General features: G+C 60.3%; 25 protein-coding genes and 1 riboswitch. Of the genes, 13 read left to right on the forward strand and 12 right to left on the reverse strand.

What is annotated here, in order from left to right; translation table 11 throughout:
* Position 1: 1 nt before the first annotated feature.
* Positions 2 to 100: riboswitch (S-adenosyl-L-homocysteine riboswitch) on the reverse strand.
* Positions 101 to 296: 196 nt separating this feature from the next.
* Both HU727_RS23160 and HU727_RS23165 read left to right on the forward strand, forming a co-directional pair.
* Entirely contained in the window at positions 297 to 701 is a 405-nt protein-coding gene (locus tag HU727_RS23160) for an acyl-CoA thioesterase (RefSeq protein WP_042561508.1), read from the forward strand.
* A gap of 241 nt (positions 702 to 942) precedes the next feature.
* Positions 943 to 1,839, forward strand: a complete 897-nt coding sequence (locus HU727_RS23165) for a formate/nitrite transporter family protein (RefSeq protein WP_225919888.1) — start codon at positions 943 to 945, stop codon at positions 1,837 to 1,839.
* Positions 1,840 to 1,841: 2 nt separating this feature from the next.
* Here HU727_RS23165 and HU727_RS23170 read toward each other — a convergent pair whose 3' ends face one another.
* Positions 1,842 to 3,131, reverse strand: a complete 1,290-nt coding sequence (locus tag HU727_RS23170) for a cation:dicarboxylate symporter family transporter (protein ID WP_225919889.1) — start codon at positions 3,129 to 3,131, stop codon at positions 1,842 to 1,844.
* A gap of 41 nt (positions 3,132 to 3,172) precedes the next feature.
* On the reverse strand, positions 3,173 to 3,586 hold the full coding sequence (locus tag HU727_RS23175; protein WP_186533017.1) for a VOC family protein: 414 nt from the start codon (positions 3,584 to 3,586) through the stop codon (positions 3,173 to 3,175).
* 91 nt (positions 3,587 to 3,677) lie between these two features.
* Between HU727_RS23175 and HU727_RS23180 the strand changes: the two genes are divergently transcribed.
* Positions 3,678 to 4,541, forward strand: a complete 864-nt coding sequence (locus tag HU727_RS23180; protein ID WP_186533016.1) for a LysR family transcriptional regulator — start codon at positions 3,678 to 3,680, stop codon at positions 4,539 to 4,541.
* A gap of 26 nt (positions 4,542 to 4,567) precedes the next feature.
* On the opposite strand, the gene HU727_RS23185 is transcribed toward HU727_RS23180, so the two are convergent.
* On the reverse strand, positions 4,568 to 5,830 hold the full coding sequence (locus HU727_RS23185) for a cation:proton antiporter (RefSeq protein ID WP_186533015.1): 1,263 nt from the start codon (positions 5,828 to 5,830) through the stop codon (positions 4,568 to 4,570).
* 259 nt (positions 5,831 to 6,089) lie between these two features.
* Positions 6,090 to 7,259, reverse strand: a complete 1,170-nt coding sequence (locus tag HU727_RS23190) for an MFS transporter (protein WP_186533014.1) — start codon at positions 7,257 to 7,259, stop codon at positions 6,090 to 6,092.
* Between the two features lie 214 nt (positions 7,260 to 7,473).
* On the opposite strand from HU727_RS23190, the gene HU727_RS23195 reads away from it, so the two are divergent.
* Entirely contained in the window at positions 7,474 to 8,307 is an 834-nt protein-coding gene (locus HU727_RS23195) for an EamA family transporter (protein ID WP_186533013.1), read from the forward strand.
* A gap of 39 nt (positions 8,308 to 8,346) precedes the next feature.
* Entirely contained in the window at positions 8,347 to 8,730 is a 384-nt protein-coding gene (locus HU727_RS23200; RefSeq protein ID WP_186533012.1) for an MAPEG family protein, read from the forward strand.
* A gap of 59 nt (positions 8,731 to 8,789) precedes the next feature.
* Here the strand turns inward: HU727_RS23200 and mltA are convergent, their stop codons facing one another.
* The gene (gene mltA, locus HU727_RS23205) at positions 8,790 to 9,962 is read right to left on the reverse strand and encodes a murein transglycosylase A (RefSeq protein WP_186533011.1); all 1,173 of its coding nucleotides are present in this window, start codon (positions 9,960 to 9,962) and stop codon (positions 8,790 to 8,792) included.
* 128 nt (positions 9,963 to 10,090) lie between these two features.
* Here mltA and HU727_RS23210 point away from each other — a divergent pair, with 128 nt between their 5' ends.
* Positions 10,091 to 10,540 (forward strand): c-type cytochrome, encoded by a 450-nt coding sequence (locus tag HU727_RS23210; protein WP_186533010.1) that lies wholly within the window; start codon positions 10,091 to 10,093, stop codon positions 10,538 to 10,540.
* A gap of 166 nt (positions 10,541 to 10,706) precedes the next feature.
* Here HU727_RS23210 and HU727_RS23215 read toward each other — a convergent pair whose 3' ends face one another.
* The 4 genes from HU727_RS23215 to HU727_RS23230 form a co-directional block, all read right to left on the reverse strand.
* Positions 10,707 to 11,102, reverse strand: coding sequence for a DUF1090 domain-containing protein (locus tag HU727_RS23215; protein ID WP_186533009.1), 396 nt, complete (start codon positions 11,100 to 11,102; stop codon positions 10,707 to 10,709).
* Positions 11,103 to 11,199: 97 nt separating this feature from the next.
* Positions 11,200 to 12,867, reverse strand: a complete 1,668-nt coding sequence (ligB, locus tag HU727_RS23220) for an NAD-dependent DNA ligase LigB (RefSeq protein WP_186533008.1) — start codon at positions 12,865 to 12,867, stop codon at positions 11,200 to 11,202.
* Between the two features lie 150 nt (positions 12,868 to 13,017).
* The gene (metK, locus tag HU727_RS23225) at positions 13,018 to 14,208 is read right to left on the reverse strand and encodes a methionine adenosyltransferase (RefSeq protein WP_186533007.1); all 1,191 of its coding nucleotides are present in this window, start codon (positions 14,206 to 14,208) and stop codon (positions 13,018 to 13,020) included.
* Between the two features lie 18 nt (positions 14,209 to 14,226).
* Positions 14,227 to 15,222 (reverse strand): ArsR/SmtB family transcription factor, encoded by a 996-nt coding sequence (locus HU727_RS23230; RefSeq protein WP_186533006.1) that lies wholly within the window; start codon positions 15,220 to 15,222, stop codon positions 14,227 to 14,229.
* Positions 15,223 to 15,481: 259 nt separating this feature from the next.
* Between HU727_RS23230 and tkt the strand changes: the two genes are divergently transcribed.
* From tkt to fba, 6 genes are all read left to right on the forward strand, one after another.
* A complete protein-coding gene (gene tkt, locus HU727_RS23235) occupies positions 15,482 to 17,479 on the forward strand; it encodes a transketolase (protein WP_186533005.1) in 1,998 nt (665 codons plus the stop codon).
* A gap of 151 nt (positions 17,480 to 17,630) precedes the next feature.
* Positions 17,631 to 18,683: an erythrose-4-phosphate dehydrogenase gene (gene epd, locus HU727_RS23240; RefSeq protein WP_186533004.1), complete on the forward strand. Its 1,053-nt coding sequence runs from the start codon at positions 17,631 to 17,633 to the stop codon at positions 18,681 to 18,683.
* Between the two features lie 12 nt (positions 18,684 to 18,695).
* The gene (locus tag HU727_RS23245; RefSeq protein WP_186533003.1) at positions 18,696 to 19,859 is read left to right on the forward strand and encodes a phosphoglycerate kinase; all 1,164 of its coding nucleotides are present in this window, start codon (positions 18,696 to 18,698) and stop codon (positions 19,857 to 19,859) included.
* A gap of 34 nt (positions 19,860 to 19,893) precedes the next feature.
* Positions 19,894 to 20,115 (forward strand): hypothetical protein, encoded by a 222-nt coding sequence (locus tag HU727_RS23250; RefSeq protein ID WP_186533002.1) that lies wholly within the window; start codon positions 19,894 to 19,896, stop codon positions 20,113 to 20,115.
* A gap of 56 nt (positions 20,116 to 20,171) precedes the next feature.
* Positions 20,172 to 20,504, forward strand: a complete 333-nt coding sequence (locus HU727_RS23255) for an MliC family protein (RefSeq protein WP_186533001.1) — start codon at positions 20,172 to 20,174, stop codon at positions 20,502 to 20,504.
* 253 nt (positions 20,505 to 20,757) lie between these two features.
* Positions 20,758 to 21,822, forward strand: a complete 1,065-nt coding sequence (gene fba / locus HU727_RS23260; protein WP_008081027.1) for a class II fructose-bisphosphate aldolase — start codon at positions 20,758 to 20,760, stop codon at positions 21,820 to 21,822.
* A gap of 150 nt (positions 21,823 to 21,972) precedes the next feature.
* Here fba and HU727_RS23265 read toward each other — a convergent pair whose 3' ends face one another.
* The 3 genes from HU727_RS23265 to HU727_RS23275 form a co-directional block, all read right to left on the reverse strand.
* Positions 21,973 to 23,172 carry a type II toxin-antitoxin system HipA family toxin gene (locus tag HU727_RS23265; RefSeq protein ID WP_186533000.1) on the reverse strand — a complete coding sequence of 400 codons (1,200 nt, stop codon included), beginning with the start codon at positions 23,170 to 23,172 and terminating at the stop codon, positions 21,973 to 21,975.
* Positions 23,169 to 23,420 carry a helix-turn-helix domain-containing protein gene (locus tag HU727_RS23270; RefSeq protein WP_186532999.1) on the reverse strand — a complete coding sequence of 84 codons (252 nt, stop codon included), beginning with the start codon at positions 23,418 to 23,420 and terminating at the stop codon, positions 23,169 to 23,171. Before HU727_RS23270 ends, HU727_RS23265 begins: the two co-directional genes overlap by 4 nt.
* A gap of 166 nt (positions 23,421 to 23,586) precedes the next feature.
* On the reverse strand, positions 23,587 to 24,255 hold the full coding sequence (locus HU727_RS23275) for a polysaccharide lyase family 7 protein (RefSeq protein ID WP_186532998.1): 669 nt from the start codon (positions 24,253 to 24,255) through the stop codon (positions 23,587 to 23,589).
* Between the two features lie 314 nt (positions 24,256 to 24,569).
* Here HU727_RS23275 and HU727_RS23280 point away from each other — a divergent pair, with 314 nt between their 5' ends.
* Positions 24,570 to 26,693: a putative bifunctional diguanylate cyclase/phosphodiesterase gene (locus HU727_RS23280; RefSeq protein ID WP_186532997.1), complete on the forward strand. Its 2,124-nt coding sequence runs from the start codon at positions 24,570 to 24,572 to the stop codon at positions 26,691 to 26,693.
* The last annotated feature ends 3 nt before the right edge of the window (positions 26,694 to 26,696 follow it).

Consider the following 26,696-nt stretch of genomic DNA (forward strand, 5'->3'; position numbering starts at 1 on the left):
ATGCGAATGGGCGCCGTTGTGCGTTTAGTGTCTGGCCGTGGCCAGTCAACGCCCCATCCGAGCCTGACAGGTCGAACCTGCTGCAGCGCCCCTCGGACAGGTGGCGGGAAAACGGTAGCAAGTGATCGTTACCGTTTTGAAACGGGGGCGATTATAGCCGTCCAGGCCGATCTTCCAAAGGGTTTCTGTCGGCCAGATGAAGATCGCCAATGACGACCATAGTCGCAGCGGCCTGGAGCCTGACTGATCAGTCTGCCAAGATGGGTGCATCTTTCGGCAAGCGCTCAGGAGTGAACATGAATTTCCACACCCGCAAATGGGTAAAACCCGAAGACCTCAACCCCAACGGCACCCTGTTCGGCGGCAGTCTGCTGCGCTGGATCGACGAAGAAGCGGCGATCTACGCCATTGTACAGTTGGGCAATCAGCGCGTGGTCACCAAGTACATCTCCGAAATCAACTTCGTCAGCGCCTCGCGCCAGGGCGACATTATCGAACTGGGCATCACCGCCACCGAGTTTGGCCGCACCTCGATCACCCTGACCTGCGAAGTGCGAAACAAGATCACCCGCAAGAGCATTCTGACGGTCGAGAAGATGGTCTTCGTGAACCTTGGCGAGGATGGCCTGCCGGCACCGCACGGGCGCACCGAGATCCGGTACGTGAAAGATCAGTTCAAGGATGACGAAGCCGTCCAATAAGATTGGCGGCGTATTCTTCGCGAGCAGGCTCGCTTCCACAGCGATTGCGCTGTATGTGTAGGAGCTGCCGAAGGCTGCGATCTTTTGATCTTGCTTCTAGAAATCAAAATCAAAAGATCGCAGCCTTCGGCAGCTCCTACCCTTGATTGGCGTGCATCCAGAGATTTGCGCCGCGCCTACAGAACGTATTCCCAAGCGCAACGGTCGTAGCTAAATCGCCCCCCCCACGGTTCCCCACGCCATGACCACCCCCACTGACGGCAAGACCCCAGACCTGTCGACCCAGGAAAAGAAAGAAATCGAGAAAAACCAGCCGCCCCGCGCGGCGGTTCTGCATGAAATCATTCGTGCCCAGGGCGATCAGGAACTGGAGCGCAGTATTGCCGCGCTGTGGTGGTCAGCGCTGGCGGCCGGCCTGACCATGGGCCTGTCGCTGATGGGCATGGGCCTGCTCAACTCGCGCCTGCCCGACGGCGACGAGTTCAAGGTGATCGCCAGTTTTGGCTACTGCGCAGGCTTTCTGGCGGTGATTCTCGCTCGCCAGCAGTTGTTCACCGAGAACACCCTCACCGCCGTGCTGCCGGTCATGACCAAACCGACCCTGCTCAATTTCGGGAGGCTGATCCGCCTCTGGACGGTGGTGCTGGTCGGTAACCTGTGCGGCACGATTCTGGTGGCCTACGTGATGCTCGAGTTGCCGATCTTCGACAGCAAGACTGACCACGCCTTTTTGGAAATCGGCCGCAAGGTGATGGAGCACAGCGCCGGGCAGATGTTCGCCAAGGGCATCGTCTCCGGCTGGATGATCGCCACCATGGTCTGGATGATTCCGTCCATGGAGAGCGCGAAGATGTGGATCATCATCCTCATCACCTACTTCATGGCGCTCGGCGATTTCACCCATATCGTGGTCGGCTCGGCAGAAGTGTCGTATCTGGTGTTTGCCGGCGAACTGCCATGGGGTGATTTCTGGGCGGTGTTTGCCGGGCCGACCCTGGCGGGCAACATTATCGGTGGCAGCTTTATATTTGGCCTGATCAGCCATGCGCAGATCCGCAGCGAGAGCGGGGCGCCCATGCCTGACAAACCAGACACCGACAAACCCCACGCGGATGCATCCGACAGGACGACCCGCTAGCTTCAGGCCTTGAGTGACGGCCTGTCCGGCGTTGCAACCGGCTCGCCTTCAGGGGCCTTGAGCTGACCCTCCCAGCGCGCGATGACCAGCGGCGCCAGCGCGTTGCCCAGCACGTTGAGCGCCGTCACGGGCATGTCCATCAAACGGTACACGCCGGCGATGATGGCAACGCCCTCCACCGGCAGGCCGGCAGCGGTCAGAGTCGCCGTCAGAATGATGAACATGAAGCCCGGCACACCTGCCGCGCCCTTCGACGTGAGCACCATGATCAGCACCAGCATCGCCTGGTCGGCCAGCCCCAGATCAATGCCATACGCCTGGGCAATGAACAGCGTGCCCAACCCGGCGAACAGCGACGCGCCGTCCAGGTTGAACGAATACCCCAGAGGAATGACCATGCTGGTGATCGGACGCGGCGCGCCATAACGCTCCATTTTCTCGATCAGTTGCGGCATCACCGTCGCCGACGCGGCGCTGCTGTAGGCCAGCAGCAGTTCACTGCGAATCTCCCGGATGAGGTGGAAAAAGCGGATGCCGGCAATCCGCGCCACCAGCCCCAGTACGCCAAATGCGAACAGCAGCACCGCGACGTAGGTGATGCCGATCAGCTTGGCCAGCGGCAGCAAGGCACTAAGCCCGAAGCTGGCGACGGTGACGCCGATCAGACCGAAGATGCCGATTGGCGAATAGTGCATGACCAGGTGCGTAACCTTGAACATCGTGTCCGAGACCGCCTGCATCACCGCAATCAGCGGAGCCTTTTGCCGCTCGGGCAGCATCGACAGGGCGCAGCCGAACAGGATGGCGAAAAACAGCACCGACAGCAGTTTGCCCTGAGACATGGCCAGCACGATATTGTCCGGAACGATGTTGACCAGGGTGCGGCCCAGGTTCTGCGTTTCGCCGGACGTCGCGAGGCCAGTGACCGGTGATTGCAGGGTGCTGCTGAAGTCTGCGCCGGCACCGGGCTGGAACACGTTGCCGATAACCAGGCCAAAAACGATGGCAATGCTGGTGATGGTGAAAAAATACACCAGTGTCTTGATCCCGACTCGCCCCAGAGCCTTGGTGCTGCCCGCCCCGGCGATGCCGACGACCATGCACGCGAAGACCAGCGGTACGACGATCATCTTCATCAGGCGGATGAACAAGTCTCCCGCCGGCTGCAACAGATTGTCGATGAACCACGTCTTGTGTTCGGGAAACTGATTGAGAAGGATGCCGACGATGATGCCTGCTGCCAGCCCGAGCATGATGCGGGTGACAAGGCTGGTAGGTGTGCGAGTGGTCATGGTGTGCCCCTTGTTTTTGTTTTTGTGTGTGTTGGGGAAGCTCAGTGTGCGAACAGACCGTTGAAGTCCTGGAAGCCTTTTATCTCCAGCGGGTTGCCACTCGGGTCGAGGAAAAACATCGTGCGCTGCTCGCCGGGTTCGCCGGCGAAGCGGATCACCGGCGGAATCTCGAAAACCGTGCCCAGCCGAGTCAGCCGCTCCGACAGCGCCAGCCATTCCTCCAGTGGCAGCACGACGCCGATGTGCGGCATCAAGACCTTGTGTTCGCCAACGTAACCGGTGCGTGTGGTGGCGAAGGGTGTCCCCAGGTGCAGCGAGATCTGATTGCCGAAAAAATCGAAGTCGATCCAGCTCTCGGTACTGCGGCCTTCGGTGCAGCCCAACACATCTCGATAAAAAGTCCGTGCCTGCGCGAGGTCGCAAACGTGGTATGCAGCGTGAAAGGGTCTGTTCATGTGATGTCCCCAAGTGAAGGAACACTGAGGGTAAACAGGCCGCGTGGCGGGGCAAAACGGCTTCGCCTTGTGCTGAGCGAAAGGAAAACTTATGGATGTACGGTTCCTGAAGAGCCTGGTTGCCGTGGTTGAAAGCGGCTCGATTGCGGCGGCTGCACGGCGGGAAAATCGCACCGCCGCCGCCATCAGTCAGCGCGTCCAGACACTCGAACGCACCCTCGGATGCACGCTGCTGCTGCGCACCGCCCACGCGACGCGACCCTCGGACCGGTGCCTGCTGATGCTGCCCAGAATCAGGGCGATCATCGAGCAGGCGCAGGCGCTGCAGAGCGATCTTCAGCATGACGGGCTGGCAGGAGAGATGAAGCTCGGTGCGATCTCCACGGCGCTGACCGGCGTCTTGCCTGCGTTGATCGAGCGACTGGCCCTGTCCGCGCCGCAACTGAAACTGAAAATCACGCCGGGCGACTCGAAAAGTCTTTACGAGAAAGTACTGGCCGGTGAGCTGGACGCGGCGATTCTGGTCCGGCCACCGTTTCAGCCACCCAAGGCGTTGGCTCAGGTGGTGCTCAAGGTCGAGCCGCTGATGCTGGTTGTCCCGGCCGCGCACGCCGGGCAGCCGCTGCACACCTTGCTGCGTGAACATCCGTTCATTCGTTACGACGCGCGTTCGTGGGGCGGGCGGATTGCCCAGCGCTACCTGGATGAGCAGGCGATCGAGCCGGATGTCATGTGTGAGCTGGATGCGCTGGAAACCATTGTTATGCTGGTAGCGCAGGGGATGGGGGTATCGCTGCTGCCGCAATGGGCAGGAATGCCGAGGGAGGGAATCGGGATATTGCCCGTCGGGGGCGGGCAACTTTATTCACGACAATTGGTGGTCATGCATGGCTCGACCCCGCACCGCCCGTTGGCGATGCGGCATCTGCTTGAGTTACTGCGCAGCCCGTCGTGATACAGGCTGCGCGCCGGCCATGGAGGTCAGTGCGCCGGGGCGGCAGCGCTGACGTCCTCGCCGCCGGTAACCCCACGTACCACGCGGCCGATGGTCAGGCCCTGGACCAGAATTGACGACAGCACCACGATGTAAGTGATGCTGAGCAGCAAGTCCCGCTGCTCGCCGAGGGGTAACGACAGCGCCAGTGCCACCGAGACACCGCCGCGCAGTCCGCCCCAGGTCAGCACCCGGATGGTGCCGCGCGGCACGGTGCGCCAGCGTCGCAGCAAAAAGATCGCCGGGGCCACGGTGAGCAGGCGCGACAGCACAATCGCCACCGCCAGCAAGCTGGCGGCTGCCAGATGCAGCCAGTTGAACGGCAACAGCAACAGTTCCATGCCGATCAACGCAAACAGCAGCGCGTTGAGCATGTCATCGAGCAGCTCCCAGAAACCGTCGAGGTATTTGCGCGTCATATCATTCATCGCCAGATTGCGCCCCAGGTTGCCGATGATCAAACCCGCAACCACCATCGCAATCGGCGCCGAGACGTGCAGCTCGGAGGCCATGGCGGAACCGCCGATCACCAGTGCCAGCGTCAGCATCACTTCAATCTGGTGCTGCTCGATGCTTTTGATCATCAGGTAAACGAGGTAACCGATCAGCCCGCCGAACACTACGCCGCCGATGGCCTCGTGGGCGAAGAGCAGCGCCGTGGCGCCGAACGTAGGGGTTTCGCCGAGCTGGGCGATGCCCAGCAACACGGTAAACACAACGACCGCAGTGCCGTCATTGAACAGTGACTCGCCGACGATGGTGGTTTTCAGCGGTTTCGAGGCGTTCGCAGTCCGCAGCACGCCGAGCACCGCGATCGGGTCGGTCGGGGAAATCAGCGCGCCGAACAGCAGGCAGTACAGGAAGCTCACGTGCCAGCCGAACAGGGCAAAAATGTAATAGGCGAGGCTGCCGATCACTGCGGTAGCGATCAACACGCCGAAGGTCGCCAGCAGGCCGATCGGCCAGCGGTAGCTGCGCAGGTCATTGAGATTGACGTGCAAGGCGCCGGCGAACAGCAGGAATGACAACATCCAGTTCATCAGCAGATCGCCGAAGTCGATCTGGCCGATCAGTTGCTGCACCCGCTCTTCCAGGCCGGGAAAACCGAGCACGCTCAGGCCTTGCAACAGCAGGGAAAACAGCAGTGCGGTGACCATCACGCCGATAGTGGGCGGCAGGCCGATGAAGCGGAAATTGACGAAGGTCAGGAGGGTTGTGAGGCAGATGAAAGCGGCGACAAGTTCAAGCATCCGGGGTCCTTTGGATGGAGGGTGAATGGGGCGCGACCGGAGTCAGGACGCAAAGGTTGGATGGGCTGGTGCAGGTCGAGGACACACGATGTCCCCTGTGGCGAGGGAGCTTGCTCCCGCTGGGCCGCGAAGCGGCCCCAAAAACTCTTTAACCGCGGCGGGTCAGGGCGTACCGAGGAGGCGAGGGTTGCGACGACTGCGTCGCCGGGCGGGAGCAAGCCCCTCGCCACAGGGTGGTTGCCTGGCAACAGTGCTGAGGTCAGTCGGACACATTGACCGCAACCGCCTGACGGCGTTGCAAGTAAATAAACAACAGCGCCGTCAGCACAGTCAGCACGCCAACCAGCGCCCCCGTCCAAGGCAAGTCAGCCAGATCCGCGCCACTGGCGACTACCAGCCCGCCGATCCAGGCACCCGCCGCGTTGCCGAGGTTGAACGCGCTCTGGTTCAGGGTCGAACCCAGATTCGGCGCTTCGTGAGCCTGATCGATGATCAACAGTTGCAGGATCGGGCACAGCGCAAAGGCGAAAATCCCCCACAGCACCAGCGTGATCGCCGCCGGTATGACTGATCGGCTGGTCTGGCTGAACGCCGCCAGAACCACCACGACCGCCAGCGCTACACCCACTAGCGACGGCAGCAAACGGCTATCGGCCAGACGCCCGCCAAGCATGCTGCCCGCCGTCAGCCCGACGCCGAACAACAGCAGCATTACCGTCACGCCGTGGGGGCTGACACCGGTGATGTCCTGCAGAATTGGCGCGATGTAAGTGAACACGCAGAACAGGCTGGTCGAGGCCAGCACGCTCATGCCCAGCGCCAGCAGCACGTTGGCCTTGCCCAGCACCTTGAACTCGCTGGCGAGATTGGCCTTGTCCATCGGAATATGTTTCGGCAGCCACAACCACTGCGCCAAGGCCGCGAAGACACCGATCACCGACACCGCCCAAAAGGTCGAGCGCCAGCCAGCGTATTGGCCCAGCGCAGTGCCCAGCGGTACGCCGAGCACGTTGGCCAACGTCAGGCCGGTAAACATCATCGCAATGGCCTGTGCGCGTTTGTTCGGCGCGACCAACCCGGCGGCGACCACCGAGCCGATACCGAAAAACGCGCCGTGGCACAACGCTGTGACGACGCGCGCGGCCATCAGCGTTACGTAGTTCGGCGCCAGTGCACAGAGCACGTTGCCGAGGATGAACATCAGCGTCATCCCTAACAGCGTCGCTTTGCGCGGCATGTTCGCGGTGCCAATCGCCAGGATCGGCGCGCCGAACACCACGCCCAGGGCGTAACCGGTGATCAGCAGACCCGCGTGAGGAATGCTCACGGCCAGGTCGCGGGCGACGTCGGGCAGCAGGCCCATGATGACGAATTCAGTGGTGCCGATGCCGAAGGCGGCAACAGCCAGTGCAAGCAAGGCGAGTGGCATGCGCAAGGTCTCTGTCGGTAGTCTTGACGCTTTGATCAGGCATACGCGTGCCGGCGGCCGGTTTCGAGGAGAAAGCGGAGCAGGCAGCATTTATTGGATTTTTTGGGTGTGCAACTGAGTGCGGCGCGGTGGGCTGCAGTATAAACAGCTGCTGACACATCGCGAATCAATAATCTGACCATTCGGCTAAATGACAATAACAAGGAGCGTAAACGTGCTGGCGACAGCTCTGGTGTTGGTGGCGGCGCTGTTGCATGCGGCGTGGAATACCTTGATCAAGTTCAGCGCCGAACGGTTGCTGGTGGTGGCGTGCATGGACACCGTGGCGCTGCTGTTTGTCTCGCTCGCGTTGCCCTTCGTGAATCTGCCGCCCCAGGAAATCTGGCCATGGATCCTGGCCTCGGCGGCGTTCGAGTTGCTGTATCGCTATCTGTTGATCCAGGCGTACCGGGTCGGTGACCTCGGCCTGGTTTACCCGTTGATGCGCGGACTGTCCCCGCTGGTCGTGTTGGCGCTGACGTTGATCTTTGCCGGTGAGGTGCTGACTACGCAGCAGATCTTCGGGATCATGCTGATTCCGTTCGGCATGGCCTGCCTGTTGTGGCAGGGCGGTGGCGGCGGACGCTTGCCGTGGTCAATGCTGCCGGTGGTGGCGCTGATCGGCTTGTGCATCGGCTGCTACACCTACATCGACGGCCAGGCGCTGCGGCGTTGGTCGCATCCGCTGGACTATCTGGTGTGGGTCACGCTGCTCAGCGCCTGGCCTTTTCCGCTGCTGGCATGGGTCGCCAGGCGCCCCGCATTCATGCAGTTCTGGCGCGAACAATGGAAGCTCGGGCTGGCAGTCGGATTCTGCGTGTTGTTCAGCTACGCTCTGGTGCTGTGGGCGATGCAATTGGGTTCGATCGCCGAAGCGGCGGCGTTGCGCGAAATCAGCGTGATTCTGGTGGTGCTGTTTGGCATGCGCTACCTCAAAGAACCTTTCGGCCGGCCAAGGCTCTTAGCCTGTGGGCTCGTGTTGATCGGCATGCTGGTGATGAAGTTCTGAAGGCCCGCAATTCTCTATAACTCGAAGAAGGACGGCGTTATGACGGTGGCTCTGTGGTGTGTGTTGATCGCGATTTTTCTGCCGTATGTGTGCACGATCGTGGCGAAGGCAACGGGTGGTTTCCGGCTGAAGGACAACTACGACCCACGGGATTTTCTCGACAGCGTCGACGGCGTCGCCCGGCGTGCCCATGCGGCGCAACTCAACAGTTTTGAAGTGATGCCGGCGTTTGCCACCGCGGTGATCGTCGCGCACCTGGTGGGCACGGCACAACTGGTGACGGTCAATGTGCTGGCGGTGCTGTTTATCACCAGCCGTCTGCTGTACATCATTTGCTACCTGGCGGACTGGGCGGCGTTGCGCTCGGTGGTGTGGTTGGTGGGGATGGGGTTGATTGCTTCGTTCTTCTTTGTGTCCATGTAATTAAAGCAAGATCGGAAGATCGTCCGAACGCGGCCCGAGCCTTCGGACGATCTTTTGCTTTAAGGCTTGTCAGCCACCTGCGGCACTTGCGGCAACGCCGCGCCTTTAGGCCAGAGCATCCATATCTGCCCTTGCTGTTTCATGTCTCCGGCCAGTTGACCGGCCGCATCGCCGGTGCCCCAGAACAGGTCTGCACGCACTTCGCCGGCAATCGCACCGCCGGTGTCCTGTGCCGCGACCGGGCGCACCAGCGGCGTGCCATCCGGGCGAGTGGTCGACAGCCATAACAGGCTGCCCAGCGGAATCACCTTGCGATCCACCGCGGCGCTGTAACCGGCCGTCAGCGGCACGTTCAGCGAACCGCGCGGGCCTTCGTTGCTGTCCGGGTTGCGGGTGAAGAAGACGTAACTCGGGTTGCTGGCGAGCAGTTCCGGTATGCGCGAAGGATTGGCCTTGGCCCAGTTGCTGATCGCGGTCATGGTCACGTCTTCTTTCTTCAGTTCCCCTTGCTCGACCAGCCAGCGGCCGATCGGGCGATACGGGTGACCGTTCTGGTCGGCGTAGGCAATGCGCAACTGTTTGCCGTCCTGAGTCTGAATTCGCCCTGAGCCCTGGATTTGCAGAAATTGCAGGTTCATCGGATCGGTCAGATAGGCCACCACCGGCGCTTTCACACCATTTGACTCAATGGTCGCCGCGTCATCGTAAGGCTTGAGCACGCGACCTTCGAGGCGGCCGCGCAGGCGCTTGCCTTTCAGTTCGGGATAAATGCTGTCCAGTGACACGATGATCATGTCTTCGGGCACGCCGTACACCGGGACGTTTGCCGTTTCGGTTGGCGTCAGGCTGCCGGGGTAGACCGGTTCGTAGTAACCGGTGATCAAACCATTCGGATTGTCGTTTTCCGCGCGCAGGCCGTAGACATCGAGGTTCTGCTTGAGGAACGCGCGAATTTCATCGGCGTCTTGCGGCACATTGGCCGCTGCTGCGCAGGTGGGGCCCCAGACCGCATCGGCTTTCAGTCGCGTGCACGCGTTACGCCACGAACCGAAACCGGCGACCAGATCGCTGTCGGAGACCGCCGGCAGTGCTTCCCACGTGGCGCTGGAGTAAGTCGCCAGCGCGTGGGTTTTCGGCTTGGCGCTGTCTCCACCGGTGCAGCCGGCGAGAATGGCCAGCAGTGGAAGGGTGGCAAACAATGGGTGACGCCAGGCCGTGAAGCGGCTGTTCATGGAGTGATTCCTGTGCCGGTTGACCCAGTGCTCCATGCGCTCGGACAACCCGTATTTTTAATAGGGCTATTGGTGTTTACCGGTGACCCGAGGATACTGGCCGCCGATTTCCGTGACCTGAAGCCACCATGACTCTCAAACGAATTGCTGTTGTATTGCTGGCCTGCCTGACCTTGTCCGCGTGTGGCGGGGTCGATCCGAATTCCCCGCTGGGCCAGCGCAAGGCCATCTTCAAACAGATGCTCAAGACCAGCGAAGACCTCGGTGGCATGTTGCGTGGACGCATCCCGTTCGACGGGCCGACGTTTGCCGAGGGCGCGGTCAGGCTCGATGCGTTGTCCCATGAACCCTGGAAGCATTTCCCGCAGGTGCGTGAAGAAGACCATACCAGCGCGAAGGACGACGTCTGGCAGAAACAGGCCCGTTTTCAGGACCTGGCCCGCACCCTTGAAGCAGCCACCAGTGAATTGGTGGTCGCCAGCCAGGTCCAGCCGTACAAGGCCAGTAACCTGGGGCCGGCAGTGCAGAAAGTTGAAGAGGCCTGCAGCGCTTGCCATAAAGAATTTCGCGACCATTAATCTATGGGCTGGTGATTAATACTGTGGCGAGGGAGCTTGCTCCCGCTGGGTTGCGAAGCAGCCCCAAACCAGTCGGCCTGGTTTTTTCAGCAGCGACCGGTCGAGACGGGTTTACGACGGCTGCGCCGCCGAGCGGGAGCAAGCTCCCTCGCCACTGGGGGCCCCGTTACTTATCGATTTCGTCCAGCGCTTCCTGCAGTTCCTTGCGCGACTCGGCGAGCTTGTTCTTGCGCTTTTCGATCTTCTCCGGATCGCCTTTCTTCATGGCTTTATCCAGATCCGCCTGACGCTGGCTGACTTCGTGTCTGGCCTCAAGCACCTTGTTCTCACGTTCTTTCTTCAACCCGGCGTCGGTGCAGTGCTCGGTCACTTCACGCAGCGCGGTTTCCAGACCGGCCTGCTGCTCCAGGTTGCCGCGCGACTTGGCCTGTTCGATCTGATTGATGATGCCCTGCTTCTTGGCAGCGCAACCGGTCAGGCCCGGGCCGTCTTCTTCGGCCATTACCGGGGCGGCCATGACGCCGCAAAGGGTGAGCAGGGCGAGCGGTGCGAGAAATTTCATAAAAGCTCCATGTGCAAAGGCAATCAGGGTTGGAGGGCACTGCGCTGTTGGAGCGCCTGGCCGTCGGTTGGGTTCCCGGCGGACGGGGACTGCATGTTCAGAAACCGTCGATGCCGGCGGCCTGTAGGGTGCTACTCAATGCCAGTACCTGCGGGTCGCGAAAGAATGCGCTCAGTTGCGCAGCGCGTCCCGGGCCGATGCCGGCCTCTGCCTGCCATTGTTCAGTGTCGCGTTGTGCCAGTGCCTGCCACGAACCGGCAAGTTGTGCCTGCCCGGTCGGCGGCATGCCCAGCGCCTTCAACCATTGAGCGAACGGCCGTTGCCGTGCGCGTTGAAAACTGTCGATCAGACGCGCGCTGCTGCGCTCGCCGAAGCCGGCAATGTTAGCAAGCTCTGACGCGTCCAGGGTCAGCCAATCCAGCAGGTTGTTCACACGGCCTGTTTCGAAAAGTTTCTCCCAGGTGCCGCGACCGACATTTGGCATTGCCAGGCCCTGCTTGCCACTGAGCCAGGTCAGGCGAGCGAGAAACTGGCTTTCACAGCTGGGGGTGGGTTGCCAGCAGCTCAAGGCGTGGTAGTCGCTGGCGTTGGGGATATTGATTTCTGCCCGTTCGCGGGTGCGAAGTACGACCCCGTCCAGTCGCGGGATCGTTAGCCCGGCCAGGCTGATTGCCACCTGATCGTGGGGTCGTATATCGAGTGTCTGCCAGCGCTTGAGCGAGCTGACGCTGACCCGTTTGATTTCCCGGTCGTCGAGTTTGACCGGCGCCAGTTCGAGTACTGGCGTGATACGTCCGGTGCGGCCAATCTTGAAGTTGACCTTGCGCACCTCGGCCAATGCCTGTGCGAAAGGATATTTCCAGGCGATCGCCCAATAGGGCGCGCGGGCCTGCCAGCGCTCGGCGGGTGGGCGCTGGCTCTGACGCAACACCACGCCGTCGCTGGCAAAGGGCAGGGGCGAGTGATACCAGTGTTCGCGCCATTTTTGCGCATCGCCAAAATGACTGACCGGATGGGTGTACGGTTCAATCGTGTCGAACCCCAACGCCGCCAGCGCGGACAACCGTGCAGGCAGATCCGAAGCATCTTGCGGCCAGTCCCAGACAAACAAACCGATCCCCGCTGCTTCTTCGGCAGCGAGCGATTTTCGCCCCATCAGCCCGGCCACCGTCGCACGGGCATTGACGCTGCCGGATTGCGCTTGCACATGGGCGTTCAATCGCCAATAGAGTTCGCCCTGCACCAGCAGGTCGGCTGGCTGCGTCAGCCGCTGTGGAATGGCCGCGATCCTGCGCGCCGACGCCGTCCAGTCCTGGCCGCTGGCACCGTCACCGCGACTGATGGCTTGCTGCAGTATTCCCTGTCGGTAGATCAGCGTGACGGCAACGCCGTCAACTTTGGGCTGCACCCAAACGTCCTGGCGATCACGCAGCCAGGTGGCAACGTCTTCGGTTTGATGGAGCTTGTCCAGGCCTGTGTGGGCGATGGGGTGGGGGACGACGCCTGACGCTGTGCGCAATGGCGGCGACGATGAGGGCTGCTTAAAGCAGTTGCGCCATTTGCTCAGCCGTAACAGGGATTGGTCATAGAGTTCGTCGGCAATCAATGAACGACCTTCGCGGTGGTAGGCCTCGTCCCATTGGTCGATCTGTTTTTGCAGGGCAGTGATTTCGTTTTTTGCCTGAGTGTCTGGCCAGTCCGGGCATTGGGAAGCGTGACTGGCGAGGCTGATGGAGCTGATTAAAAGCAGAAGATAAAAACGCATGGTGAGCGTCCTTGCTCATGGGGAACCCTGAAGGCTAGTCAGGATTTCGAGCGAGGCGGGGCGGGTGTTTTGCGAGGTGTTGCGGCATGCTCAAACCATAAAAAAACCCCGCACGGCGCGAACCCTGCGGGGCTTTTTTGCAACCCGGAATTACAGGCCGGCAGCAGAACGCAGGGCGTCGGCGCGGTCGGTTTTTTCCCAGGTGAACGTGGTGAAGGTGTCTTCGCCAACAGTCTTGGTCTGCGGTGCACGGCCGAAGTGGCCGTAGGCTGCAGTTTCCTGGTACATCGGGTGCAGTAGGTCGAGCATGGTGGTGATGGCGTATGGACGCAGGTCGAACACTTCACGTACCAGCTTGACGATCTTGTCATCGCTGATTTTGCCGGTGCCGAAGGTGTTCAGCGAGATCGACGTAGGCTGAGCCACACCGATCGCGTAGGAAACCTGAATCTCGCAACGCTCGGCCAGGCCGGCAGCGACGATATTCTTGGCAACGTAACGGCCAGCGTAGGCGGCCGAGCGGTCAACCTTCGATGGATCCTTGCCGGAGAACGCGCCGCCGCCGTGACGGGCCATGCCGCCGTAGCTGTCGACGATGATCTTGCGACCGGTCAGACCGCAGTCACCCACCGGGCCGCCGATGATGAACTGGCCGGTCGGGTTGATGTGGAACTGAGTGTCTTTGCTCAGCAGCTCGGCAGGCAGCACGTGCTTGACGATCAGCTCCATCACGCCTTCGCGCAGGTCTTTGTACGACACTTCAGGGTTGTGCTGGGTCGACAGAACAACCGCATCGATACCGACAACCTTGCCGCCTTCGTAACGGCAAGTCACTTGCGACTTGGCGTCCGGACGCAGCCAGGGCAGCAGGCCCGACTTGCGGGCTTCGGCCTGGCGCTGAACCAGTTGGTGGGAGAAGGTGATCGGTGCAGGCATCAAAACGTCGGTTTCGTTGCTGGCATAACCGAACATCAGGCCCTGGTCGCCGGCGCCTTGATCTTCAGGCTTGGCACGGTCAACGCCCTGGTTGATGTCCGGGGACTGCTTGCCGATGATGTTCATCACGCCGCAAGTCGCGCCGTCGAAGCCGACTTCGGAACTGGTGTAGCCGATGTCGCAAATCACGTCACGAACGATCTGCTCCAGGTCGACCCAGGCGCTGGTGGTCACTTCACCGGCAACGATGGCCACGCCGGTCTTGACCAGGGTTTCCACCGCCACGCGAGCGTGTTTGTCCTGGGCAATAATGGCGTCCAGCACCGCATCGGAAATCTGGTCGGCGATTTTGTCCGGATGTCCTTCAGACACGGACTCGGAGGTGAAGAGGGAGTATTCGCTCATCTCGATGTTTTCCTGAAATTACCGATGGTGAGTGTCGCCAGCCGGTCGCTGAAAGTGGCGAACCTGGATCTGGAAACCATTACGTAAGCCTACATAGAGGCTTTCCCCGGGAACGAGTCCCGCAGCGGTGGCCCAACGGGCCAGATCGTCCTGTTCAAACCCCAACCAAAGATCACCGCAGGCCTCCCTGGCCCAACTCTGGTTGTGGCTACATAACTCTGTCACGAGCAAACTACCGCCCGGTTGCAGCAAATCGGCCATGTGCCTGAGTGCATCGGCCGGGGCGGCGAAATGGTGCAGCACCATGTTCAACACCACGCAATCGGCCCGAAGGCTGCTGCCGTTCAATGCATCGGCCAATTGCAGGCTGACGTTAGCCAGCTGTTCACGTTCGCATACCTGGCGCGCCAGTTCGAGCATCGCCGGGCTGTTGTCCAGCGCGGTCACGGCATGGAAGCGGCGCGCCAGTTCCGGCAGAAAAGCGCCGTCACCGGGGCCGACTTCGATGGCTGTGGCAGCACCATTGAAAGTCAACTTGTCGAGCAGGGCCAGCACGCTGTCGCGGTACTGCGGCAGGCCCGCGATCAAATCCTGCTGGGCGCGGAATTTCTCCGCGACCCGGGCGAAGAAGTCCTGGCTGGCGGCGGCGCGTTGCCCGTGGACCTGTTCGATCCGCGCTTGCACGTCATCCGGCAGGGCCAGATTGTCGACTTCTTCTAACAGCGCCGCGTGCAGCTTGCCACCCAGCAACTCGGTGTGGGGCAGGGCGCGGCGATAAAAAATCGCATTGCCTTCGCGGCGGGTCGCCACCAGATCGGCTTGCGCCAGCACTTTAAGGTGATGACTCATGCCCGATTGGCCAATGCCGAAAATCTGCGCCAGCTCCAGCACGCCGAACGAATCATTGGCCAGCGCGCGCAATACATTCAACCGCAGCGGATCGCCGCCGGCCTTGCACAGGGCCGCCAGCTCGTCGCAATCGTCATGGCGAATGGAAGGCACGCGTAAGTTCATAGGGCTGGCAGTCTAGAGACGGGTGGAATGCATCGCAAGAGCAATATCAAAAAGTTTTGATATTGCTCGATAAATGGCACTTCCCCTGAGGTCGCCAACTCTAGAAACGAATAGCGGAAAGGTTTCACCCGGTGAAACCGGTGTTATCAATTGGAAAAACGCCTCTGGATGACTATCTGTCATTGCCCCGAGGCGCATGGGTGAGGGAAAATGCCCTCCTTTTTTCCGTTTCAATCTATTCACACCCAGGAGATCAGCGATGCCTAGCCGTCGTGAGCGTGCCAACGCCATTCGTGCCCTCAGCATGGATGCCGTGCAAAAAGCCAACAGCGGCCATCCCGGTGCCCCCATGGGTATGGCAGATATCGCCGAAGTGCTTTGGCGCGACTACCTCAAGCACAACCCAAGCAATCCATCCTTCGCCGACCGTGACCGCTTTGTACTGTCCAACGGCCACGGCTCGATGTTGATCTACTCGCTGCTGCACCTGACCGGTTACGACCTGTCGATCGACGACCTCAAGCAGTTCCGTCAACTGCACAGCCGCACCCCGGGCCACCCGGAATTCGGCTACACCCCGGGCGTTGAAACCACCACCGGCCCGCTGGGTCAGGGTCTGGCCAACGCTGTGGGCTTCGCCTTGGCGGAAAAAGTCCTGGCGGCGCAGTTCAACCGTCCAGGCCACGACATCGTCGACCACCACACCTATGTGTTCCTCGGTGATGGCTGCATGATGGAAGGCATTTCCCACGAAGTTGCGTCGCTGGCCGGCACTCTGGGCCTGGGCAAGCTGATCGCCTTCTACGATGACAACGGCATCTCTATTGATGGCGAAGTTGAAGGCTGGTTCACCGATGACACGCCGAAGCGTTTCGAAGCTTACAACTGGCAGGTGATCCGCAACGTCGACGGTCACGATCCGGAAGAAATAAAGACCGCCATCGAAACCGCTCGCAAGAGCGCGCAGCCGACGCTCATCTGCTGCAAGACCACCATCGGTTTCGGTTCGCCGAACAAGCAAGGCAAGGAAGACTGCCACGGTGCCCCGCTGGGCGACGCCGAAATCGCCCTGACTCGTAAGGCGCTGAACTGGAATCACGGCCCGTTCGAAATTCCGGCCGACATCTATGCCGAATGGGATGCCAGGGAAGCTGGCCGCGCTGTTGAAGCCGAGTGGGATCAGCGCTTCGCCGCTTACTCCGCTGCGTTCCCGACCGAAGCCAACGAGCTGGTCCGTCGTCTGAGCGGTGAGTTGCCGGCCGACTTCTCCGAAAAAGCCTCGGCCTACATTGCCGAAGTCGCTGAAAAAGGCGAAACCATCGCCAGCCGCAAAGCCAGCCAGAACACCCTGAACGCGTTCGGCCCGCTGCTGCCGGAACTGCTCGGCGGTTCGGCTGACCTGGCCGGTTCCAACCTGACCCTGTGGAAAGGTTGCAAGGGCGTCAACGCTGAAGATGCCAGCGGCAACTACATGTACTACGGCGTGCGCGAATTCGGCATGACCGCGATCATGAACGGCGTCACCCTGCACGGCGGTCTGGTGCCTTACGGCGCGACCTTCCTGATGTTCATGGAATACGCCCGCAACGCGGTGCGCATGTCGGCGCTGATGAAAAAGCGCGTTATCCATGTCTACACCCACGACTCCATCGGTCTGGGCGAAGACGGCCCGACGCACCAGCCGATCGAGCAACTGACCAGCCTGCGCACCACGCCGAACCTGGACACCTGGCGCCCGGCCGATGCCGTGGAATCGGCGGTGGCCTGGAAAAACGCTCTGGAGCGCAAGGACGGCCCGTCGGCGCTGATCTTCTCGCGGCAGAATCTGCAGCATCAGACCCGCGATGCTGGCCAGATCGCCGACATCAGCCGCGGTGGCTATGTGCTCAAGGACTGCGCAGGCGAGCCTGAGCTGATCCTGATCGCAACCGGTTCGGAAGTCGGTCTGGCGGTTCAGGCTTTCGACAAGCTGACCGAACAGGGCCGCAAGGTGCGCGTGGTTTCCATGCCATGCACCAGCGTGTTCGACGCTCAGGACGCTGGCTACAAGCAGTCGGTTCTGCCGCTGCAGGTTAGCGCACGTATCGCGATCGAAGCGGCGCACGCCGACTTCTGGTTCAAGTACGTGGGCCTGGAAGGTCGCGTGATCGGCATGACCACTTACGGTGAATCGGCTCCGGCTTCGGCGTTGTTCGAAGAGTTCGGCTTCACACTGGAAAACATCCTGGGTCAGGCTGAAGAACTGCTGGAAGACTAAATCTGACAGTTGTGTTGTCCGGGCTGACGCCTTCGCGAGCAGGCTCGCTCCCACATTGGAATGCATTTCCCTGTGGGAACGAGCCTGCTCGCGAAAGCGTTGGTTCAGGCAACATCGCACTGCATGATTCACCACGGTAATCGAGAACCCCATGCCTCAACCGCGTCCCTACAAAGTTGCACTCAACGGCTACGGCCGCATTGGTCGTTGCGTCTTGCGGGCGTTGTTCGAGCGAGGCGAGAACGCCGGGTTTGAAATTGTCGCAATCAACGATCTGGCCGACATGGCCAGCATCGAATACCTGACACGCTTCGACTCCACCCACGGCCGTTTCCCCGGCGAAGTGCGGATCGAAGGCGACTGTCTGCTTATCAATGGCGAGTGCGTGAAAGTTTTGCGCAGCGCCACCCCCGAAGGCATCGATTGGGCGTCCCTTGGCGTCGATCTGGTGCTGGAATGTTCAGGCGCCTATCACACCCGTGCTGACGGCCAGCGTTTTCTCGACGCTGGCGCGCCACGTGTGCTGTTCTCGCAGCCGATGGCCAGCGAGGCGGATGTCGACGCGACCATTGTTTACGGCGTCAATCAGCATTGCCTGACCGGCGACGAACTGCTGGTGTCCAACGCCTCCTGCACGACCAACTGCGGCGTGCCGCTGTTGCGCCTGCTCGACAAGGCGATCGGCCTGGATTACGTGTCGATCACCACCATTCACTCGGCGATGAACGATCAGCCGGTCATCGATGCTTATCACGATGAAGACCTGCGCCGCACCCGCTCGGCGTTCCAGTCGGTCATCCCGGTGTCCACTGGTCTGGCGCGCGGTATCGAGCGCCTGCTGCCGGAACTTGCCGGACGAATTCAGGCCAAAGCCGTGCGTGTGCCGACCGTCAACGTGTCCTGCCTCGACATCACGATGCAGACCGCCACCGCGACCGACGCCAATGAGGTCAACCGGATCCTGCGCGAAGCCGCCACCAGCGGCCCGCTCAAAGGTCTTTTGGCCTACACCGAGTTGCCGCACGCCAGTTGCGATTTCAACCATGACCCACATTCGGCCATCGTCGATGCCAGTCAGACCCGTGTTTCCGGCCCTCGGCTGGTGAACATCCTGGCCTGGTTCGACAACGAATGGGGTTTTGCCAACCGAATGCTGGACGTTGCAGAGCACTATCTGCAAACAGCAACTTCAAAAAAACCGTAGGAAATGCGACCCATGACCGTGTTGAAGATGTCCGACCTCGATCTGCAAGGTAAGCGCGTATTGATCCGCGAAGACCTCAACGTCCCCGTCAAGGATGGTGTTGTCACCAGCGATGCGCGAATCCTGGCTTCGCTGCCGACCATCAAGCTGGCGTTGGAAAAAGGTGCGGCCGTCATGGTTTGCTCGCACCTTGGCCGTCCAACCGAAGGTGAATTCTCTGCCGAGAACAGCCTCAAGCCTGTCGCCGACTACCTGAGCAAGGCCCTGGGCCGTGAAGTGCCGCTGGTGGCTGACTACCTGGGCGGCGTTGACGTCAAGGCTGGCGACATCGTGCTGTTCGAGAACGTGCGCTTCAACAAGGGCGAGAAAAAGAACGCCGACGAACTGGCCCAGCAATACGCCGCCCTCTGCGACGTGTTCGTGATGGACGCCTTCGGCACCGCTCACCGCGCTGAGGGTTCGACCCATGGCGTGGCCAAGTTCGCCAAAGTCGCTGCTGCTGGCCCGTTGCTGGCCGCTGAACTGGACGCGCTGGGCAAAGCCCTGGGTGCGCCGGCCAAGCCGATGGCCGCCATCGTTGCCGGTTCCAAGGTGTCGACCAAGCTCGACGTGCTGAACAGCCTGAGCCAGATCTGCGATCAACTGATCGTCGGCGGCGGCATTGCCAACACCTTCCTCGCGGCGGCCGGTCACCCGGTCGGCAAATCGTTGTACGAACCGGATCTGCTCGACACAGCGCGCGCTATCGCCGCTAAAGTCAGCGTACCGCTGCCGGTTGACGTAGTGGTCGCCAAGGAATTCGCCGAGAGCGCCGAAGCCACCGTGAAGCTGATCGCTGACGTTGCTGCCGATGACATGATTCTGGACATCGGCCCGCAAACCGCAGCGAACTTCGCTGAATTGCTGAAATCGTCGAGAACCATTCTGTGGAACGGCCCGGTGGGCGTGTTCGAATTCGATCAGTTCGGCAACGGCACCAAGGTGCTGGCCCAAGCCATCGCAGAAAGCTCGGCGTTCTCCATCGCGGGCGGCGGCGATACTCTGGCCGCTATCGATAAATATGGCGTGGCCGAGCAAATCTCCTACATTTCTACCGGCGGTGGCGCGTTCCTCGAATTCGTCGAAGGCAAGGTGCTGCCGGCCGTTGAAGTCCTGGAAAGCCGGGCCAAGGCCTGAGGCCGCCCGTTTGGCCAGGCAAAGGAGTGTTCACATGGTCAAGTCGTTAGCGCTGTTGTTGCTGACCGGTACGCTGGCGGCCTGCGGGAGTAATCCGAAGGCCGAGGCGACACCGGCACCCGGCGCGCCGCAGAAGGGCTGTTATCAGGCCGACTGGCAGGCCGAAACCAACCCGGTGCTGAACAAGCGTTCCGGGCCGGACGGTCTGGACAAATACGAGACGCAAACCCCGGCCAAGGAACATGGTTGCCCTTGACGGGTCTGACTCTTAACTCAGGGCTGGCGGCATGCGCTGTCAGCCGAGGAACACGGATGAAAGGCTTGATCGCCATTGCGGCGTTGGCATTGTTGGGCGGTTGCGCGCAGTTGAACCTGTTTCAGTCCTCCGCCCCGGCGGATAGCTGGACGACCTGGACCTGCGACAGCCAGGCCAAGGTGTTGTGGCGTTACGCCGATGCCGACCAGAAGGAAGTCGATGTTCGACTGGGCGGCGGTGACCAGGTCTATCGCCTGAAAGAAGAACCGGGCGCCTCTGGCGCGTTGTACAGCGACGGCATGCTGGCGTTTCACGTCAAGGGTGACGAAGGCCTGGTGTACTGGGTCGCCACCAATGACCTGATTGGTCGCGGCTGCAAGGTGCAGTAATTGACACACCACAGATCTAATGTCGGAGCGAGCCTGCTCGCGAAATCGGTCTGACAGGCACTGCATCAGCGACTGCAAGGTAGCTTTCGCGAGCAGGCTCGCTCCCACTGGGGTTCTCTGTTGTTCACAGGATTTTGGTAACACCGAATCACCAGACCGGGCCTCAACCCCCGATCTGCAACTACTTGAATAGCCGCCGCCGCTCCGGCAGGCTGGCACGATTAACGACCCTCAACCGGGAGAGACACAAACAATGGCACTTATCAGCATGCGCCAGATGCTGGACCACGCAGCCGAGTTCGGCTACGGCGTTCCAGCCTTCAACGTCAACAACCTTGAGCAGATGCGCGCCATCATGGAAGCCGCTGACAAGACTGACTCCCCGGTGATCGTCCAGGCTTCGGCGGGCGCCCGTAAATATGCCGGCGCGCCATTCCTGCGTCACCTGATCCTGGCCGCAATCGAAGAGTTCCCGCATATCCCGGTGTGCATGCACCAGGACCACGGCACGAGCCCTGACGTCTGCCAGCGCTCGATCCAGCTGGGCTTCAGCTCGGTGATGATGGACGGCTCCCTCGGCGAAGATGGCAAGACCCCGACCGACTACGACTACAACGTCCGCGTCACTCAGCAGACCGTGGCCATGGCTCACGCCTGCGGCGTATCGGTGGAAGGCGAGCTGGGCTGCCTGGGTTCGCTGGAAACCGGCATGGCCGGTGAAGAAGACGGCATCGGCGCCGAAGGCGTTCTGGATCACAGCCAGATGCTGACCGACCCGGAAGAAGCCGCTGACTTCGTTAAACGTACTCAGGTCGATGCCCTGGCCATCGCCATCGGCACCAGCCACGGCGCCTACAAGTTCACCAAGCCTCCTACCGGCGACGTGCTGGCGATCGACCGCATCAAGGAAATCCACAAGCGCATCCCGAACACCCACTTGGTCATGCACGGCTCGTCCTCGGTGCCACAAGAGTGGCTGGCGATCATCAACCAGTACGGCGGCGACATCAAAGAAACCTACGGCGTACCGGTTGAAGAAATCGTCGAAGGCATCAAGCACGGCGTGCGCAAGGTCAACATCGACACCGACCTGCGCCTGGCCTCCACCGGTGCGATGCGTCGCCTGATGGCCACCAACCCGAGCGAATTCGACCCACGTAAATTCTTCGGCGCGACTGTGACCGCAATGCGCGACGTGTGCATCGCGCGTTATGAAGCATTCGGCACTGCCGGCAATGCTTCGAAGATCAAGCCGATCTCGCTGGAAGCGATGTATCAGCGTTATCTGAAGGGTGAGTTGAACGCCAAGGTGAATTGAGCCTGAGCGTTGAGCTGATTAAAAAGAAACCCGCCGTGAGGCGGGTTTTTTTGTATTTGAAGCGATCACCCTTTGGTTTCGCTGAATGGAGGAGGGCGTGATGCTGGCGATCGTCGATAACAGAATCGGTCTAAGGAAGCTTGCAGAAAGTTATCCAAAGGACAGGTTGAACGGCGCTGACGATTGTTCTATTGCGCGCATAACATCCGGCGCCTCTTCTCGAAATTGAGAATGGCGTTCAAGTACCGCTTCGACCGAGGCAAGCAGTCGCTGAATTCGCTCTGTGGGACGCTCGACCTCACAGGTGTGCGCAAACTCCAGCAGTCCTTGTCGAGAGGCAAACATTGATTTGTTGCCTGCCAGATCCAACGCCAGAACATCTTCCGGGATATAAGCGGTTGTGTTGACGATGTCGTAAGCCGGCGCCAGGCGTGCATCACCGTGCGTGGGATTGGAGTAGAGCAGCCCGAAATTTTTCAAATGAGCATCACCATTCCCGACAATGCAGCTCAGGGCAACGCTGTCGAATAGTTGGGCAAGGGATGAGCGTCGATTCTCGGGCGGGCAGAACAGGCATATGGCCTTGGCGATTGCCGCGTAACTCTTGCTGTATTTCTGACTGGCCGATAGCCCCATCAACACGGCCATGTCTTCGAAACCAATCGGGTCAAGCAGGTCGTCGCGGTCAAAGCGACGCATAACGAATAGCTTGGTGTTATCGGAAAGGTAGAAGGGCGGTACAGGAATTCCCGCTTCCTTCGCCATGGACATGCAAAGGAATTCATTAATTGCGAGGCCCGGATACTCGTCTCGCCCGCTTTTGATAATCAAGTCCGACGTTTTAGTAGTCACTCGCAGCAGTTCGACATTCTGGCGTTCCGGCACCAAAACCTTTGGCTGAACGCCTGAAATGCCTGCGCGCAGAATGTAACGGTCGAGGATGTCATTGAAGATGTCCTCGGTCCCGTCCCAAGTCAGAATCTCCTGAAGATTTTCTCCGGGGAATTGTTGATCCTCCAGTAGAGCGTCAACCGTTTCAGAGCGCACTTGAATCCTGCCGATCGGCGAGGTACTGCCGGAAAGCGCCAGCAACAGCATGGGGTCCACATTTACCGTCTTGGCCAGCCGATTGCGCAGTTGCTCAAGCAGATAGCCTTCGGGCAGATTCATTTGAAAAATCGGGTGGAGTTCGCGTCGTCGAAGCTCTTCATGGCGTACCGGCATCGTCAAACTGATCGCTGTTTCCGGCAGTGCATCATCGTGATAGCGGTAGGTGAAATCATCGGCATCGCTGAAAAGCCTGCCGCTGTAGCCTTCAGGCGTGCTGACTTTGAGGGAAGTCTTTTTCATTTGAAGATATCCCCAAGCTCTTCGAGGGTCGGCATCGCCGCTGGAACCACGGTGAGTTCGCAATCCAGCGCACCCAACACCCTTGCGTAGGCAATCATGCCGATGGAAAGCGCGCCTTTCTCTACTGCCATGACTTTGTGCCGCGTCAGTCCCGCGAGGTGGGCGAGCTGCGCTTGGGTCAGGCCGCGATTCAGGCGTTTTTCGCGAAGCTGGGTGCCGAGACGAGTGGTTAATAATGCGTAATCCATGTTCCGCTACCGTGACATTGATCGTTGAAAGTAGCGTATACGGAACATTTTATCCATTGCCTGAGAGTGAAACACCGCCATTGCGAGCAGGCTCACTCCTGCAAATCGAGCGAATGCGGCCCGCAAATTATGGATTGTTTGCCATTTCGTCATCGTTGGCAGGTAGCTATTTATCGTGATCAATGTCCAGTTTGGAAAAGCTCACCTGCCCACCCTCACTGGTGTATCCCGTGTTGTCCTGCACATAAACCCCGGCCTTGAAGTACAGCGGCTTGTCGCGCCAGGTTGCGCTGATCTGTGAATCCCACTGATAACCCGCCGCACTAACACCCAACGCACCGCCGGGACTCAAGTGGATGAGGTAGTTGAATTCGCGATCGAGCTTGATGCCGGTGGCCAGGGTGATCACGCGGCTTTCCTTGTCATCGGGGCGCATGCGCACCTTGATCACCAGGTTGCCGGTCTCGGTTTTGGTCTTGTACTGGTACTCGAGTTTGACCATCGGCCGCTGGCTCTCGTACGCATGAATCTGGCCGATGACGATCTTCCCGGAGCTGGGCACCTTGTTCACGGTGAGGGTGGCGCGCAGCAGGTTGTCGGCGTCCGGGTAATACCAGTTGCGCAGGGTGCCGTTGCTGTAGGTTTCGCGCAGTTCGGTGCGCGGGTAGACGGCGTTTGCGGTTTTTGACCCGGTCACCGGGGACCAGAAGAACAGGGTGCCGGTGTCGGAATGGAAGTATTGATCCTTGAAGCCGTTCACCAGTTTTTCGGTTTCGACGGTGTACGGCGGGCTGCCAACGGGAACGCTGAGGTTCCAGGTTGCTAGATCGATCATGTCGGTTCTTCCACTCGATTCATCCTGAACGCAGGTGCCAGAAGCTCTAGCCCGCGCCTTTTCGGGGCGCCTTTATAAGCGTAGCGGCTAATTTTGTTAATGCCCGTCCGGCGGTTCATTGACGTCAACATCCTGTCGAAATGCCATCCTTCCCGGTTTTCGGGGCCTGCAGCGGTGACCGTTAGTCGGCTCAACGGAACATTGGCGAAATGATGGCTTGATGACACCTTCTGCTTTCAGGCATCCGCGACTAGAGTGAAGGCTCAGTACGTCTATGGTTTTTGCCGGCAACCGGTCCCGATAAGAGAAGCAGCATGGAATGCGCGCAACCCCAGCCAGGTGAAGGCAACTCGGTCCTATTGATCGTCGATGATTACCCCGAAAACCTGATCAGCATGCGTGCGTTGCTGCAGCGACAGGATTGGCACGTGATGACCGCCGCCTCCGGTTTCGAGGCGCTCAACCTTTTACTCGAGCACGATATCGATCTGGTCCTGCTCGATGTGCAGATGCCCGGGATGGACGGTTTCGAGGTCGCGCGGCTCATGCGCGGCAGCCAGCGCACGCGTTTGACGCCGATTATTTTCCTCACCGCCAACGAGCAATCCCAGGACGCGGTCATCAAGGGCTATGCCAGTGGCGCGGTGGACTACCTGTTCAAGCCGTTCGACCCGCAAATCCTCAAACCCAAAGTGCAGGCGTTGCTCGAACATCAGCGCAATCGCCGTGCATTGCAGCGTCTGAGTCATGATCTGGAAGTGGCGCGAGCCTTCAATGCCTCGGTGCTGGATAACGCCGCCGAGGGCATCCTGGTGTTGAGTGAGGACGGCGTGATCCGCTTTGCCAATCCGGCGATTTCACGCTTGCTTAACGCGCCGGTGAAGGAGCTTCAAGGCAAGGAATTTCTCGATTACCTGCAGAAGCCACACATTGCGCTGTGGGCTGATTCCGAGTTTTACGTTGGCTACCGACGCGGCGAAACCCTGCGCCTGCATGATGCGCTGTTGCGTACAGCGCCCGGTCAGCAAGTACCGGTGGCGTTGTCGTGCGCGCCTTTGCCCAGCGAGCAGCATGCGATGGTGGTGACCGTGCTGGACATGTCGGTGGTGCGCCATTTGCACCAGCAATTGGAGTTTCAGGCAGTGACCGATCCGCTGACCGGTTTGCTCAACCGTCGCGGTTTCTACCAGACCGTGGAGAACCTGCTGTTGCGCGGCGAACGCAGTGACAGCAGTTGGGTCTTGCTCTATCTGGACCTCGACGGCTTCAAGCGGGTCAACGACTCCCTCGGTCATGATGCGGGTGACCGCGTGTTGCGTTGGGTCTCCGAGCAATTGAAGGCGTGCCTGCGACCGTTCGATATTCTCGCGCGCATGGGCGGTGATGAATTCACTGCGCTGCTGGATCTGGAGTTTCCAGAGCAGGCGGCGAAGATCGCAGAGAAACTCATCGAACGGGTATCGATCTGTCAGCAGATCGAAGGACTGGATATCGTCCTCGGCGCGAGTATCGGCATTGCGACCTACCCCGATTGTGGCCGCAACCTTGACGGTTTACTGCGGGCCTCGGACATTGCCATGTACGAAGCCAAGCGCGCCGGGCGTCAGCAGTATCGCTTCTACGACCCGGAAATGAACGGCCGCGCACGCTCGCGTTTGATGCTTGAAGACAGCGTGCGCAACGCCATTGAGAACCGCGATTTCAATCTGGTCTATCAGCCGCAGGTGGCGACCGGCAGCGGGCAGATCCGTGGTTTCGAAGCGCTGCTGCGCTGGCAGCATCCGAGCGTGGGCGATGTGCCGCCGGGGCTGTTTCTGCCGTTGCTGGAAGAGGCGCGATTGATCAGTCGCCTCGGCAGCTGGATCTATCACCGTGGCGCCGGCCAGCGCAAAGCGTGGGAAGCGCTGTTCGCCGACGATCTGGTGTTGGGGTTGAGCTTGAGCAATACCCAGTTCGGTCTGCCGAATCTGGCCACTGAACTACGCCAGGTCATGGAGCGCCATGACTTGCAGCCCTGGCAGCTGGAAGTCGAGGTCACCGAAGAAGCCTTGATGCAAAACCCGGATGAAACCCGCAAACAGTTACGTCTGTTGCGCAATCTCGGGGTTCGGGTGGCGCTGGACGACTTCGGTTCCGGATTGTGTTCGCTGGCACATCTGCGCGATCTGGAACTGGACACGCTGAAACTCGACCGCCATCTCATTGCGCGCCTGCCGGACTCGCCCCGCGACGCTGCGCTCGTGCGCATGGTCATAGACCTGTGCAAGCAATACGGCCTGCTAGTAATCGCCGAAGGGGTGGAAACCGTCGAGCAATACCAGTGGCTGCAAGCCCACGGCTGCGAGTATGTGCAAGGCTTCCTGGTGGCGCGGCCGTTGGTCGCCGAGGACGTTGCCAGCTTCGCCGAGCCGTTCGACTGGAGCGCACTGGCGGGTTGAATT

The organism is Pseudomonas khorasanensis (assembly GCF_014268505.2).
GTDB lineage: Bacteria > Pseudomonadota > Gammaproteobacteria > Pseudomonadales > Pseudomonadaceae > Aquipseudomonas > Aquipseudomonas khorasanensis.

Coding starts and splice junctions, on each gene's coding strand:
- HU727_RS23160 (WP_042561508.1), top strand. CDS start 297: ATGAATTTCCACACCCGCAAATGGGTAAAACCCGAAGACCTCAACCCC.
- HU727_RS23165 (WP_225919888.1), top strand. CDS start 943: ATGACCACCCCCACTGACGGCAAGACCCCAGACCTGTCGACCCAGGAA.
- HU727_RS23170 (WP_225919889.1), bottom strand. CDS start 3,131: ATGACCACTCGCACACCTACCAGCCTTGTCACCCGCATCATGCTCGGG.
- HU727_RS23175 (WP_186533017.1), bottom strand. CDS start 3,586: ATGAACAGACCCTTTCACGCTGCATACCACGTTTGCGACCTCGCGCAG.
- HU727_RS23180 (WP_186533016.1), top strand. CDS start 3,678: ATGGATGTACGGTTCCTGAAGAGCCTGGTTGCCGTGGTTGAAAGCGGC.
- HU727_RS23185 (WP_186533015.1), bottom strand. CDS start 5,830: ATGCTTGAACTTGTCGCCGCTTTCATCTGCCTCACAACCCTCCTGACC.
- HU727_RS23190 (WP_186533014.1), bottom strand. CDS start 7,259: ATGCCACTCGCCTTGCTTGCACTGGCTGTTGCCGCCTTCGGCATCGGC.
- HU727_RS23200 (WP_186533012.1), top strand. CDS start 8,347: ATGACGGTGGCTCTGTGGTGTGTGTTGATCGCGATTTTTCTGCCGTAT.
- mltA (WP_186533011.1), bottom strand. CDS start 9,962: ATGAACAGCCGCTTCACGGCCTGGCGTCACCCATTGTTTGCCACCCTT.
- HU727_RS23210 (WP_186533010.1), top strand. CDS start 10,091: ATGACTCTCAAACGAATTGCTGTTGTATTGCTGGCCTGCCTGACCTTG.
- HU727_RS23215 (WP_186533009.1), bottom strand. CDS start 11,102: ATGAAATTTCTCGCACCGCTCGCCCTGCTCACCCTTTGCGGCGTCATG.
- ligB (WP_186533008.1), bottom strand. CDS start 12,867: ATGCGTTTTTATCTTCTGCTTTTAATCAGCTCCATCAGCCTCGCCAGT.
- metK (WP_186533007.1), bottom strand. CDS start 14,208: ATGAGCGAATACTCCCTCTTCACCTCCGAGTCCGTGTCTGAAGGACAT.
- HU727_RS23230 (WP_186533006.1), bottom strand. CDS start 15,222: ATGAACTTACGCGTGCCTTCCATTCGCCATGACGATTGCGACGAGCTG.
- tkt (WP_186533005.1), top strand. CDS start 15,482: ATGCCTAGCCGTCGTGAGCGTGCCAACGCCATTCGTGCCCTCAGCATG.
- epd (WP_186533004.1), top strand. CDS start 17,631: ATGCCTCAACCGCGTCCCTACAAAGTTGCACTCAACGGCTACGGCCGC.
- HU727_RS23245 (WP_186533003.1), top strand. CDS start 18,696: ATGACCGTGTTGAAGATGTCCGACCTCGATCTGCAAGGTAAGCGCGTA.
- HU727_RS23250 (WP_186533002.1), top strand. CDS start 19,894: ATGGTCAAGTCGTTAGCGCTGTTGTTGCTGACCGGTACGCTGGCGGCC.
- HU727_RS23255 (WP_186533001.1), top strand. CDS start 20,172: ATGAAAGGCTTGATCGCCATTGCGGCGTTGGCATTGTTGGGCGGTTGC.
- fba (WP_008081027.1), top strand. CDS start 20,758: ATGGCACTTATCAGCATGCGCCAGATGCTGGACCACGCAGCCGAGTTC.
- HU727_RS23265 (WP_186533000.1), bottom strand. CDS start 23,172: ATGAAAAAGACTTCCCTCAAAGTCAGCACGCCTGAAGGCTACAGCGGC.
- HU727_RS23270 (WP_186532999.1), bottom strand. CDS start 23,420: ATGGATTACGCATTATTAACCACTCGTCTCGGCACCCAGCTTCGCGAA.
- HU727_RS23275 (WP_186532998.1), bottom strand. CDS start 24,255: ATGATCGATCTAGCAACCTGGAACCTCAGCGTTCCCGTTGGCAGCCCG.
- HU727_RS23280 (WP_186532997.1), top strand. CDS start 24,570: ATGGAATGCGCGCAACCCCAGCCAGGTGAAGGCAACTCGGTCCTATTG.